Annotated in this window: 5 protein-coding genes, 1 tRNA gene and 1 rRNA gene; 1 reads left to right on the plus strand and 6 read right to left on the minus strand. The window is 71.1% G+C overall.

Annotated features, from left to right (window positions below; genetic code table 11):
• Positions 1-6: 6 nt before the first annotated feature.
• The 4 genes from AB0M18_RS33370 to AB0M18_RS33385 all read right to left on the minus strand — a co-directional run bounded on the left by AB0M18_RS33370 (position 7) and on the right by AB0M18_RS33385 (position 10449).
• A complete protein-coding gene (locus tag AB0M18_RS33370) occupies positions 7-843 on the minus strand; it encodes a helix-turn-helix domain-containing protein (RefSeq protein ID WP_365764692.1) in 837 nt (278 codons plus the stop codon).
• A 211-nt stretch (positions 844-1054) separates the two neighbouring features.
• Positions 1055-3868, minus strand: coding sequence for a DNA translocase FtsK (locus AB0M18_RS33375; RefSeq protein WP_365764694.1), 2814 nt, complete (start codon positions 3866-3868; stop codon positions 1055-1057).
• Between the two features lie 128 nt (positions 3869-3996).
• Positions 3997-4665 (minus strand): response regulator, encoded by a 669-nt coding sequence (locus tag AB0M18_RS33380; protein WP_356069008.1) that lies wholly within the window; start codon positions 4663-4665, stop codon positions 3997-3999.
• A 318-nt stretch (positions 4666-4983) separates the two neighbouring features.
• Positions 4984-10449, minus strand: coding sequence for a HAMP domain-containing protein (locus tag AB0M18_RS33385; RefSeq protein WP_365764697.1), 5466 nt, complete (start codon positions 10447-10449; stop codon positions 4984-4986).
• Between the two features lie 279 nt (positions 10450-10728).
• Here AB0M18_RS33385 and AB0M18_RS33390 point away from each other — a divergent pair, with 279 nt between their 5' ends.
• Positions 10729-13380, plus strand: coding sequence for a SpoIIE family protein phosphatase (locus tag AB0M18_RS33390; RefSeq protein ID WP_365764699.1), 2652 nt, complete (start codon positions 10729-10731; stop codon positions 13378-13380).
• A gap of 90 nt (positions 13381-13470) precedes the next feature.
• Here AB0M18_RS33390 and AB0M18_RS33395 read toward each other — a convergent pair.
• Both AB0M18_RS33395 and rrf read right to left on the minus strand, forming a co-directional pair.
• Positions 13471-13543 (minus strand) — tRNA-Thr (locus tag AB0M18_RS33395).
• Positions 13544-13548: 5 nt separating this feature from the next.
• Positions 13549-13641, minus strand: a 5S ribosomal RNA gene (gene rrf / locus AB0M18_RS33400); the annotation flags it as partial.

The following is a 13641-nucleotide window of genomic DNA, read 5'->3' on the forward strand; positions in this document are numbered from 1 at the left end:
CGGGGGTCAGCCGGCCTGCGGGTCGCCCTTGGTGTACGACAGGCGCTCGACCTGACCGGACTCGAAGGAGTCCTCGACCTTCTTGCCGTTGACGTAGAGCTCGATCGGCCCGGCGTTGCCGAGGATGAGATCGATCCGCTCGTCGTCCTGGAAGGTCTTGGACTCGCCCGCGAGGAGGAGCCCGTCGAAGAGCAGCTTGCCGTCGTGGGCCTTGGCGGAGATCCAGCTCTTGTCGTCGGTCGCGGTCAGCTTGACGGTGACCTTGTCCAGCGGGGCCGCCGCGATGGCGGACTCGGAGGGCGCGGGCTTGGGGGCGGGCTTGACCGGCTTGGGCTTGGTCGGGGCGGTGGTCTTGGTCGCGGGGGCCGGGCCCTCCGCCGCCGCGCCCGCCTGGCCGGCTCCGTCGTTCCCGTTGAACATGGTGAAGCCGACGAAGCCGACGACGGCGACGATCGCCGCGACCATGGCGGCGGTCCAGTTGGGACGGCGGGGCTCGGGGCGGATCCGCTCCGCCTCGAACAGCGGGGCGGCCGGGGTGGGCGACGGGCGTCCGCCGTGCTCGGCGTCGTACTGCTCGATCAGCGGAGCCGGATCGAGCCCCACGGCGCGCGCGAGCGTGCGGATGTGCCCGCGGGCGTAGACGTCGCCGCCGCAGCGCGAGAAGTCGTCCTCCTCGATCGCGTGCACGATCGGGACGCGCACGCGGGTGGAGGCGCTGACCTCTTCGACGGTGAGACCGGCGGCGACACGGGCCTGCTGCAAGGCACGACCGATCGAATCCCGGTCATCTGCCGGGAAGTTCCGGTCGTCCTCGGGGGATTCGGGGGAGTTGCCGATGGACACGAGAGCGCCTTTCGAGCGTGTAGCCACCTGCTGGATGTTCAGTCTATGGGTGGTACGAAAGGGTGGGGCAACCGGGCGGGCGTGTTTGTACGCCATGAGGCTGGGACAGGGTCCTGTCCTTCCCTCCAACTTGACGTACGCCCAGAGGAAACGGTTGCCCACTTTCCCTTACGAGTGAGTCTCGGCCAGGTCTCGATACCGGTGCACCGCGCTACTCCCCGCCCCGGATCCGGTCGAGCACCTCGTCCAGCTCGTCCGGCTTGACCAGTACGTCGCGGGCCTTGGAGCCCTCGCTCGGCCCCACGATGTTGCGCGACTCCATCAGGTCCATCAGCCGGCCGGCCTTGGCGAAGCCGACGCGCAGCTTGCGCTGGAGCATCGAGGTGGAGCCGAACTGGGTGGAGACGACGAGTTCCGCGGCCTGGCACAGCAGGTCGAGGTCGTCGCCGATCTCCTCGTCGATCTCCTTCTTCTGCTTGGTGCCGACGGTGACGTCGTCCCGGAAGACCGGCGCCATCTGGTCCTTGCAGTGCTGGACGACGGTGGCGACCTCGTGCTCGGTGACGAAGGCGCCCTGCATGCGGACCGGCTTGTTGGCGCCCATCGGCAGGAACAGTCCGTCGCCCTTGCCGATCAGCTTCTCGGCGCCGGGCTGGTCGAGGATGACCCGGCTGTCGGCGAGCGAGGAGGTGGCGAAGGCGAGCCGGGACGGCACGTTCGCCTTGATCAGACCGGTGACGACGTCCACCGAGGGCCGCTGGGTGGCGAGCACCAGGTGGATGCCGGCCGCGCGGGCCAGCTGGGTGATGCGCACGATGGCGTCCTCGACGTCCCTCGGCGCGACCATCATCAGGTCGGCGAGCTCGTCGACGATCACCAGGAGGTACGGATAGGTCTTGAGCTCGCGCTCGCTGCCCGGCGGGAGCTGGACCTTGCCGTCCCGGATGGCCTGGTTGAAGTCGTCGATGTGCCGGAAGCCGAAGGCGGCCAGGTCGTCGTAGCGCAGGTCCATCTCGCGCACCACCCACTGCAGGGCCTCGGCGGCCCGCTTGGGGTTGGTGATGATCGGGGTGATCAGGTGCGGGATGCCCTCGTAGGCGGTGAGCTCGACCCGCTTGGGGTCGACGAGCACCATCCGGACGTCCTCCGGGGTCGCTCTTATCATCACCGAGGTGATCAGGCAGTTGATGCAGGACGACTTGCCGGAGCCGGTCGCGCCGGCCACCAGGATGTGCGGCATCTTCGCCAGGTTGGCCATCACGTAGCCGCCCTCGACGTCCTTGCCGAGCGCCACCAGCATCGGGTGGTCGTCCTCGGCGGCCTCGGCCAGACGCAGCACGTCGCCGAGGTTGACCATCTCGCGGTCGGTGTTGGGGATCTCGATGCCGACCGCGGACTTGCCGGGGATCGGCGAGATGATCCGCACGTCGGGGCTGGCCACGGCGTACGCGATGTTCTTGGTGAGCGCGGTGATCTTCTCGACCTTGACGGCCGGGCCGAGCTCGACCTCGTAGCGGGTGACCGTCGGGCCGCGGGTGAAGCCGGTGACGGCCGCGTCGACCTTGAACTCGGCGAAGACGTTGGTGAGCGACTCGACGATGGCGTCGTTGGCGGCGCTGCGGGTCTTGCCGGGGCCGCCGCGCTCCAGGAGGTCCATGGAGGGCAGGGAGTACGTGATGTCGCCGGAGAGCTGGAGCTGTTCGGCCCGCGGCGGCAGGTCGGTCGGCTCGGGCGCCGGCTTGGTGAGGTCGGGCACGCCGCCGCCGGACCGGTCGCGGGCGGCGCCGCGGGCGGTGGGCACGGACGCCGCCTCCGGGGCCTCGGGCTGCGCGTCGGCGGCCGAGGCGGCCACGGCGGCGGCCCGCTCGGCGGTGACGTCCCGGGTGAGGTCGGCGACCAGCGGGGACGGCGGCATGCCGTTGAGGACGGCGCCGTCGAGCGCGGCGGCCGCGGCGGCGGCCACGTCGACCGGGTCGAGTCCGGTGGTGTCGAAGGAGGACGCGGACGGGGTGGTACGGCCCCGCCGGCCGCGCCGCTCCAGGGCGGCGGCCTCGGCCCGGTCGGGGTCGTAGTCCGGGCCCGCACCGGGGGCGCGCCGGCGCACGGGCCGGGCGGTGCGCGGCGCGTCCTCGCGCCACTCGTCGTCGTAGTCCTGCGCCCCGCCGGCCTCCTCGGGCCCGTACTCCGGCTCGACCAGGCCGAGCCGGGCGCCGAGCGCGCGCAGCCGCTGCGGGATGGCGTTGACGGGGGTGGCGGTGACGACGAGCAGCCCGAAGATCGTGAGCAGGACGAGCAGCGGCACCGCCAGGACCTCGCCCATCATGAAGATCAGCGGCTTGGAGGCGGCCCAGCCGATGAGCCCGCCGGCGTCCTGCATGGCCTTGGTGCCGTCACCGCGGCCGGGCGAGCCGCAGGCGATGTGCACCTGTCCGAGCACGCCGATGACCAGCGCGGACAGGCCGATCACGATCCGGCCGTTGGCCTCCGGCTTCTCCGGATAGAGGATCAGCCGTACGCCGATGGCGCCGAGCAGCAGGGGCACGAGCAGGTCGAGCCGGCCGAAGGAGCCGGTGACCAGCATCTCGACCAGATCGCCGACCGGGCCGCGCAGATTCGACCAGGTTCCGGCGGCGACGATCAGGGCGACGCCGAGCAGCAGCAGGGCGAGGCCGTCCTTGCGGTGGGCCGGGTCGAGGCCCTTGGCGCCCCGCCCTATCCCCCGGAACATCGCCCCCACGGCGTGCGCGAGTCCGAGCCAGAGCCCGCGCACGAGCCGGTACACGCCCCCGGTGGGGGACGGTGCCGGGCGCGCGGGGGTCTTCTTCGCCGCGGTCTTGCGCGCGGGCGCGCGCTTGGCGGGCGCGGCCTTCCTGGCCGGTGCCTTCTTCGCGGGGGGCTTGGCGGGCGACTTGGCGGTCGCGGTCTTCTTCGCGGTACCACCGGCACCGCTCGTACGGCCGGCGGCTCGTGGTTTCGCGGTGCCCGCCGTGCCCTGGGAACCCTTGCCGGACGTACGTGAGGCCATGGTGCTGAGGTTACCTGCGCAACCCGCCGGGGAGACAGCGCTGTCCGCGCTCACCCGTTCGTGTCGCCCTTGCCGCGGCGTGAAACTGACGCCCGCTCACGGCGGGCGCCCGGTCCGGTGAGCGTGTGTCAGTTCTGCGCGGGCAGGGTGGGCGCGCCGCCGGTGCCGGGCTCGAGCGCGTCGAGCGCGCGGCGCAGGCCGGTCAGCTTGCGCTCCAGGTGCGCGGCGGTGGCGACGGCCGCGGCGTCGGCGGAGTCGTCGTCGAGCTGCTTGGACAGCGCCTCGGCCTGCTCCTCGACGGCGGCGAGCCGGGCGGAGAGCTCGGCGAGCAGTCCCGGGGACTCCTTGGGCTGGCCGGCGCCGCCCTCCAGCTGGAGCCGGAGCAGCGCGGCCTGCTCGCGGAGCTGGCAGTTCTTCATGTACAGCTCGACGAAGACCGAGACCTTCGCGCGCAGCACCCACGGGTCGAACGGCTTGGAGATGTAGTCGACCGCGCCCGCCGCGTAGCCCCGGAAGGTGTGGTGGGGGCCGTGGTTGATGGCGGTGAGGAAGATGATCGGGATGTCCCGGGTCCGCTCGCGCCGCTTGATGTGCGCCGCCGTCTCGAATCCGTCCATGCCGGGCATCTGGACGTCCAGCAGGATGACCGCGAAGTCGTCGGTCAGCAGCGCCTTGAGCGCTTCCTCCCCGGACGATGCCCGCACCAGTGTCTGATCGAGCGCGGAGAGAATGGCCTCCAGCGCCAGCAGATTCTCCGGCCGGTCATCGACCAGGAGGATCTTGGCCTTCTGCACCATGCCCCGTCCTCCTCGCCCCGGCACTGGCTCGCTCCGGCTCTGCGTGCCGGGGGAAGCACCGGGCGCCGCCCCAGAAGACGACTCCCATGCGCCGTCCGTCCTTGTGCCGGTCATCGTAGCCGCACCCCACCCGTCGCCACACCCTGTCACCGCATTGTCACAGAACACGCAATCCGTGCCCGTACGTCGAACGCGGCGGGAGACCAGAAGGTTCCCCGTCCGGCGGGCTCTCACACCCGGTTGGCGAGGGCCGGCCGCGGACGGTGTCCCGGTGGCGGCCGCAGGCCTGGCCGCCGGGACACCCCTCCAGGAACACTCCTAGCGTCCCTCCCCGCGCATCCACTGCTCCATCACCGACAACAGGTAGTCCGGGTCGACCGGCTTGGTCACGTAGTCCGAGGCCCCGGACTCGATGGCCTTCTCCCGGTCGCCCTTCATCGCCTTGGCGGTCAGCGCGATGATGGGCAGCCCCGCGAACTGCGGCATCCGCCGGATCGCGGTGGTCGTCGCATAGCCGTCCATCTCCGGCATCATGATGTCCATCAGGACCACGGAGACGTCCTCGTGCTGCTCCAGGACCTCGATGCCCTCGCGCCCGTTCTCCGCGTACAGCACCGCGAGCCCGTGCTGCTCCAGGACGCTGGTCAGCGCGAACACATTGCGGATGTCGTCGTCGACGATCAGCACCTTCTCACCCGCGAAGGTATACACCGGGCGCGGCTGGGCCTCCGCGCGCTCGTCCTCCGTGGCCGGCTGCTCGCCCTTGGCGGTCTGGCCCGGCAGCTGCGGCCACTGCTCCACCGTCTTGCGACGGTGCCGGAACAGCGCGCCGGCGCCCGAGCGGGCCTCGGTGTGCACCGGTGCGGGCGCGAAGTGCACGAGCCCGTCGCCCATCTCCTCGCCGGCGCCGAGACGGTCGTCCGGATCCTGCTGCTCCGCCCCGTGCGCCGTCGCCGGCGCGGCCGGGCTCAGCGGCAGATAGAGGGTGAAGGTCGAGCCGCGGCCCGGCTCGCTCGCCGCGTAGATCTCGCCACCGAGCAGCCGCGCGATCTCCCGGCTGATGGACAGCCCCAGGCCCGTACCGCCGTACTTCCGGCTGGTCGTGCCGTCGGCCTGCTTGAACGCCTCGAAGATGACCCGCATCTTGCCGGCGGCGATGCCGATGCCGGTGTCGGTCACCGAGAACGCGATCAGCTCGGCCTCCGGGTCGCTCACCGTCCCGGCCTCCAGGAGCTGTTCCCTGATCGACTGCGGCACCTCCGCCCCGGCCGGCCGGATCACCAGCTCCACGGCCCCGGTGTCGGTGAACTTCACCGCGTTCGAAAGGAGGTTGCGCAGCACCTGGAGCAGCCGCTGCTCGTCGGTGTGCAGCGTCGCGGGCAGCTCCGGGGAGACCCGTACGGAGAAGTCGAGGCCCTTCTCCGCCGTGAGCGGCCGGAAGGTGGCCTCCACGTAGTCGACGAGCTGCACCAGCGCGATCCGGGTCGGCGAGACGTCCATCTTGCCCGCCTCGACCTTCGACAGGTCGAGGATGTCGTTGATCAGCTGGAGCAGGTCGGAGCCGGCCCCGTGGATGGTCTCGGCGAACTCGACCTGCTTGGGCGTCAGGTTCGTGTCCGCGTTGTCGGCGAGCAACTTGGCGAGGATCAGCAGCGAGTTGAGCGGGGTGCGCAGCTCGTGCGACATGTTCGCCAGGAACTCGGACTTGTAGCGCATGGAGACCGCGAGCTGTTCGGCGCGCTCCTCCAGGACCTGCCGGGCCTCCTCGATCTCGGTGTTCTTCACCTCGATGTCCCGGTTCTGCCGGGCCAGGAGTTCGGCCTTGTCCTCCAGCTCCGCGTTGGAGTTCTGCAGCTCCTTCTGCCGGTGCTCCAGCTCCGCCGACCGCTCCCGCAGCTGCTCGGTGAGCTCCTGCGACTGCTGGAGCAGCACCTCGGTACGGGTGTTGACGCTGATGGTGTTGACGGTGGTCGCGATCAGCTCGGCGATCTGGTTGAGGAAGTCCCGCTGGATCTGCGTGAACGGCTGGAAGGACGCCAGCTCGATCACCCCGAGGACCCGGCCCTCGAACAGCACGGGCAGCACGATCACATGGGCGGGGGCGGCCTCGCCCAGCCCGGACGAGATCTTCAGATAGCCCGGCGGCACGTTGACCTGGATGGTCCGCTTCTCCTCGGCGGCCGTCCCGATCAGCGTCTCGCCCGGCCGGAACGAGGTCGGCATGGACCCGGCGGAGTAGCCGTAACTACCGCGCATCCGCAGCTCGTACGAGCCCTCGCCCTCCCCCACCGACTCGGCCTCGCCGTGCGCGGAGCCGGTCGGCATCGCCACGAAGAAGGCGCCGTGCTGCGCCGAGACGACCGGCGTCAGCTCGCTCATGATGAGCGAGGCCACGTCCTCCAGATCCCGGCGGCCCTGCATCAGGCCGGAGATACGGGCCAGGTTGCTCTTCAGCCAGTCCTGCTCGTCGTTGGCGAGCGTGGTGTCGCGCAGGTTCGCGATCATGGTGTTGATGTTGTCCTGGAGCGCCTGGATCTCACCGGCCGCGTCCACGCCGTCGATCTTGACGTTGAGGTCGCCGCGGGTCACCGCGGTGGCGACGGCCGCGATGGCGCGCACCTGCCGGGTCAGGTTCCCGGCCATCTCGTTCACGGACTCCGTCAGGTCGCTCCAGGTGCCTTCCACGTCCCGGACCCGGGCCTGACCGCCGAGCTGCCCGTCGGTGCCCACCTCACGGGCCACCCGGGTGACCTCCTCGGCGAAGTTCGACAGCTGGTCGACCATCGTGTTGAGGGTGTTCTTCAACTCCAGGATCTCGCCGCGCGCGTCGATGTCGATCTTCTTGGTGAGGTCGCCCTTGGCGAAGGCGGTTGCGACCGCGGCGATCTGCCGCACCTGGCCGGTGAGGTTGTCGGCCATCGAGTTCACCGACTCGGTGAGGTCCTTCCAGGTGCCCGAGACGCCCGGCACCCGGGCCTGGCCGCCGAGGATGCCGTCGGTGCCCACCTCGCGCGCCACCCGGGTCACCTCGTCGGCGAACGAGGACAGCGTCGTCACCATCGTGTTCACGGTGTCCGCGAGCTCGGCGACCTCGCCGCGCGCCTCGACCGTGACCTTCTTCGTCAGGTCGCCGTTGGCGACCGCCGCGGACACCCGGGAGATGTTCCGCACCTGGCTGGTCAGGTTGTTGGCCATCAGGTTGACGTTGTCGCTGAGGTCCTTCCAGATGCCGGTCACACCGCGCACCCGGGCCTGGCCGCCGAGGATGCCCTCGGTGCCCACCTCACGGGCCACCCTCGTCACCTCGTCGGCGAAGTTCGACAGCTGGTCCACCATCGTGTTGACGGTGGTCACCAGCTCCAGGATCTCGCCCTTGGCGTCGACGGTGATCTTCTTCGACAGGTCGCCGCGCGCCACGGCCGTGGTGACCTCGGCGATGTTCCGGACCTGGAAGGTCAGGTTGTTCGCCATCATGTTCACCGACTGGGTGAGGTCCTTCCAGGTGCCGGAGACCCCCTGCACCTCGGCCTGACCGCCCAGGATGCCGTCGGTGCCCACCTCACGGGCCACCCTCGTCACCTGCTCCGCGAACGCCGAGAGCTGGTCCACCATCGTGTTGAGGGTGTTCTTCAGCTCCAGGATCTCGCCGCGCGCGTCCACGTCGATCTTCTGCGACAGATCACCGCGGGCCACCGCGGTGGCGACCTGCGCGATGTTGCGCACCTGCGCCGTCAGGTTCCCGGCCATGCCGTTCACCGAGTCCGTCAGGTCCCGCCACACACCGGCGACGCCCGGCACCACGGCCTGACCGCCGAGCCGCCCGTCGGTGCCCACCTCGCGCGCCACCCGGGTCACCTGGTCCGCGAACGCGGACAGCTGGTCGACCATCGTGTTGATGGTGTTCTTCAGCTCCAGGATCTCGCCGCGCGCGTCCACGTCGATCTTCTGCGACAGGTCGCCCCGGGCCACGGCCGTCGTCACCTGGGCGATCTGCCGCACCTGCGAGGTCAGATTGCCGGCCATGAAGTTCACCGAGTCGGTGAGCTCCCGCCAGCGCCCGGACACGCCGTCCACCCGGGCCTGACCGCCGAGCCGGCCCTCCGTGCCCACGTCCCGCGCCATCCGCGTCACCTGGTCGGCGAACGAGGACAGCTGCGACACCATCGTGTTGACGGTGTTCTTCAGCTCCAGCATCTCGCCGGCCACGTCCACCGTGACCTTCTGCGACAGATCACCGTTGGCCACCGCCGTCGTCACCTGCGCGATGTCCCGCACCTGACCGGTGAGGTTGCGGAACGCGGTGTTCACCGAGTCGGTGAGGTCCTTCCAGGTGCCGGCCGCGCCCTGCACCTGCGCCTGACCGCCCAGCCGGCCCTCGACACCGACCTCCCGCGCCACCCGGGTCACCTCGGAACCGAAGGCCGACAGCTGGTCCACCATCGTGTTGACGGTGTTCTTCAGCTCCAGCATCTCGCCGGCCACGTCCACCGTGACCTTCTGCGACAGATCACCGTTGGCCACCGCCGTCGTCACCTGCGCGATGTCCCGCACCTGCGTGGTGATGTTCCGGAAGACCGTGTTGACGGAGTCCGTCAGGTCCTTCCACGTCCCCGCCGCACCCGGCACCTGCGCCTGACCGCCGAGCAGACCCTGCGCGCCGACCTCGCCGGAGACACGCGTCACCTCGTCCGCGAAGGTCCGCAGCGTCTCCGTCATCTGGTTGATGGTGTCCGCCAGCTGCGCGATCTCGCCGCGCGCCGACACCCGTACCTTCTGCGACAGATCGCCGTTGGCCACCGCCACGGTGACCTCCGCGATACCCCTCACCTGATTGGTGAGATTTCCCGCCATCGTGTTGACGGAATCGGTGAGGTCCTTCCACACACCGGCGACCCCGGCCACCTCGGCCTGTCCGCCCAGCTCACCCTCGGTGCCCACCTCGCGGGCCACCCGGGTCACCTCGGACGAGAACGAGGACAGCTGGTCCACCATCGTGTTGACGGTGTTCTTCAGCTCCAGCATCTCGCCGGCCACGTTCGCCGTGACCTTCTGCGACAGATCACCGTTGGCGACCGCCGTCGTGACCAGCGCGATGTCCCGCACCTGCGCGGTCAGCTGGTTGGCCATCGTGTTGACCGAGTCCGTGAGGTCCTTCCACGAACCGGACATCCCGCGCACCTGGGCCTGACCGCCCAGCTTGCCCTCGGTGCCCACCTCCAGGGCCACCCGGGTCACCTCGTCGGTGAACACCGACAGCTGGTCGACCAGGTTGTTCACGGTCCGCGCGACCTTCAGGAACTCCCCGCGCAGCGGCCGCGTCGACCCGTCGCCGCCCTCCGAGCGCAGCTCCATCCGCTGCCCCAGATCACCCTCGGCCACCGCCGAGAGGACCCGCCCGACCTCGGACACCGGCCGCGCCAGCTCGTCGACCAGGGCGTTCGCCGCCTCGATCGTCGCCGCCCAGGAACCCTCCGCCGCGCCTGCCTCAAGGCGTTCCGACAGCTTGCCCTCGCGGCCCACCACCCGGCGCACCCGCGTGAACTCCCCGGTCAGATGCGACTGCCGGTCCGCGACCTCGTTGAAGACGGCGGAGATCTCCGCCATCACCCCGTCGCCCGAGACCGTCAGCCGCTTGCGGAAGTTGCCGTCCCGCATCGACACCAGGGCCGCGAGCAGCCGCTGCAACGCGGCCGCGTCCACCTGCACCGTGCCCCCGCCCCGGGACCGGCCTCCGCCCTTCGGCCGCGAACCGCCACCGCGCCGCGTCGTCGTGCCAGACTCCACCGTGTCCCTCCCGAAGGGGTCGACCGTACGCTCGGTCTCTCGCTACCAGCCTGCCCAGATACAACCTGCCCAGTGTTTCACCGGGTCCGAACCAGGCCATAACAGTTCGGCACCTTCGCACAACGTCCCCACGTCCGGGGGACGGATCCGCATGACCGGCATCCGCTGGGACAGCGAAGGTAAGTAACCTGGCATCCGGCTGTCCAACCGCCCCGGTCCGCCCGGCGGGGGCGGACGGCGCGAGAAGCAGCACCGGGCAGCGGGAGGGGCAGACCGACCATGGCAGAGCCGGGCGTCGAGACGCGTACGAGGAGTTCAGTGATCACCGCGCGGGCGGCTGCCAGTTTCGAACCCGTCGGGCGGTCCGTCGCGACCGCCCGCGCCTTCGTCCGGGACACCCTCCAGGGCTGGGGACACAGCGAGATCGTCGACGACGCCGTCGTCCTCACCAGCGAACTCGTCACCAACGCCGTCATCCACGCCGGCACCGCCGCCGACGTCCTCTGCCTGCGCGGCGACGACGGCATCCGCATCGAGGTCGCCGACCGCTACCCCGAGCGCGAGATCCCCCTCCAGCAGCCCCGCACCATGAGCAGCCCCGAGCGCGAGAACGGCCGGGGCCTGCTCCTGTGCGCCGCGCTCGCCACCCGCTGGGGCGTCGACTACAGCCCCACCCGCAAACACGTCTGGTTCCACCTCGACCTCCCCGAGCGCCCCGTCGGCACCCGCTCCGCGGGCCCCGTCCTGCCCGACCCGCTCCTCCCCCTCACCGACAGCCGGGTCCGCGTCGCCGTCGTCCAGATCGACGGCGCCGGCGCCATCACCGCCTGGAACGAGGACGCCGAGGAGCTCTTCGGATACGGCTCCGAGCAGGTCACCGGCAAGCCCCTCGGCGACCTGGCCGCCTGGCCCCACACCCCCGGCACCGGCACCGGCCTCGCCGAGGCCCTCCGTCTCTCCCGCTGGGAGGGCAGCTACGGCATCCGCTGCGCCGACGGCCGCGTGATCCCGGTCTACGCCTCACACCTGCGGGTCCGCGACGCCCAGGGCGAACCCTCCACCGTCTGCCTCCTCGTCCGCGAGCACGAGCGCGCGGTGCTGCAGACCCCGCAGCGCCCCGCCGCCGAGACCGGCGCCGAGAACCGCGGCACCGCCGTCGACCCCTTCGAGGTCTTCATCGGCTCCCCCGCCCCCGACGACCTCGACGGCCTCCTCCAGCGCACCGTGGAGCGCGCCCGCGACATGCTCGACGGCGACTCCGCCTTCCTGCTCCTCGCCACCGACGACGAGACCGAACTCGAGGTACGGGCCACCACGGGCCTGCCCTCCGCCCGCCAGCGCTTCGCCCGCGTCCCCGTCGAGACCGGCGCCAGCCGCTACGGCTCCGCCCGCATGCCCGCCGTCCACGAGGACCTGGCCGCCGTCCCCGGCGCCGTCCCGCTGCTCGAAGGCACCGGCATGCGCTCGGTCGTGACGGTCCCTCTCAAGGTCGAGGGCCGCCTCACCGGCTCCCTCGGCGTCGCCGCCGAGAGCGCCAACCGCTACTCCAACGAGGAGGCCCTGCGCCTCCAGTTCGCCGCCGACCGCATCGCCCTGGCCGTCGAGTCCGCCCGCCTCGGCGAGCTCGAACGGCTCCGCCGCGGCTCGCTCAGCTTCCTCGTCGAGGCCTCCGACCTCCTGGCCGGCACCCTCGACCGGGACCAGACCCTGGCCCTGATGGCCCAGATGACGGTCCCCACCCTGGCCACCTGGTGCGCCGTCTACACGATCGCCGACCAGGCCTCCGACCCGTACCTCTCCTATGTCCTGCACGAGGACGAGGACCTGATCGACGGTCTGAAGGCCCTGCTCGTCTCGATCTCGCCGCCCGACCCGGTGCCCACCCCGGGCGCCCGCGTCTGGAGCGCGCCGGGCGAGGCCGCCCACCGCGCCGCGCTCAGCGCCTCCATGCGCGAACTCGGCGGCCCGGGCAGCCCGGTGTCGTCCGGCATCAACACGGTCCTGGCGACCGCGGCGGCCGTCGGCGGCGAGACCGTCGTCCTCCCGCTCGTCGCCCGCAACCGCGTCATCGGCATGCTCACCCTGGGCAAGCCCACCGACGACCACTTCCGCCAGGAGATCCTGGAACTCGCCGAAGACCTCTCCCGCCGGGCCGCGCTGGCCCTGGACAACGCCCGCCTCTACTCCGAGCGCATGGCCATCAGCCGCTCCCTCCAGCGCAGCCTGCTGCCGCCCGGCCTCCCCGACGTCCCCGGCGTCGAGGTCGACGTCATCTACCGCGCGGCCGGCGAGGGCAACGAGGTCGGCGGCGACTTCTACGACCTCTTCCCCATCCGCGACGGCTCCTACGGCTTCGCCATCGGCGACGTCTGCGGTACGGGACCCGAGGCGGCCGCCGTCACCGGCCTCGCCCGGCACGCCCTGCGCCTGCTCGCCCGCGAGGGCTTCGGCGGCCCGGCCGTCCTGGAGCGCCTCAACGCGGCCATCCTCGACGAGGGCGCCCGCAGCCGCTTCCTCACCCTCCTGTACGGCGAACTGCGCCCGCAGGAGGACGGCTCGGCGGTCCTGAAGGTCGTCTGCGCCGGCCACCCGCTGCCGCTCCGCCTGAGCCAGGACGGCACGGTCCGCCCGGCCGCCGACCCGCAGCCGCTGCTCGGCGTCATGGACGACCTGGAGCTGTACGAGCAGACGGTCACCCTCGACCCGGGCGACGTGCTGCTGTGCGTCACGGACGGCGTGACCGAACGCCGTGAGGGCACCCGCATGTTGGGCGACGACGGCCTCACCGAGGTCCTCAGGTCGTGTACGGGCCTGACGGCCGGCGCGATCACCTCGCGCGTGCTGCGGGCGGTCGAGCGCTTCGCCCAGGAGCCCGCCTCCGACGACATGGCCATCCTGGCTCTGCGCATCCCGGAGCCGCACAGGCCATGAGGAATTCAAGCCGGCCCCTCCGGGGGCCGGCCGTGCGCGGCTCCTCGAACGCAAAAAGGCCCCCGCCATCAGGCGGGGGCCTTTTCTCTGAGCCCTTTAACGGAATCGAACCGTTGACCTTCTCCTTACCATGGAGACGCTCTACCGACTGAGCTAAAAGGGCGGGTTGTTCGGCGGCGTCCTACTCTCCCACAGGGTCCCCCCTGCAGTACCATCGGCGCTGAAAGGCTTAGCTTCCGGGTTCGGAATGTAACCGGGCGT

This window comes from Streptomyces sp. NPDC051909 (assembly GCF_040681095.1).
GTDB lineage: Bacteria > Actinomycetota > Actinomycetes > Streptomycetales > Streptomycetaceae > Streptomyces.

Bases quoted from the DNA above. Each gene is read 5' to 3' on its own strand.
- AB0M18_RS33375 (WP_365764694.1), bottom strand. From the start codon at position 3,868: ATGGCCTCACGTACGTCCGGCAAGGGTTCCCAGGGCACGGCGGGCACC.
- AB0M18_RS33380 (WP_356069008.1), bottom strand. From the start codon at position 4,665: ATGGTGCAGAAGGCCAAGATCCTCCTGGTCGATGACCGGCCGGAGAAT.
- AB0M18_RS33390 (WP_365764699.1), top strand. From the start codon at position 10,729: ATGGCAGAGCCGGGCGTCGAGACGCGTACGAGGAGTTCAGTGATCACC.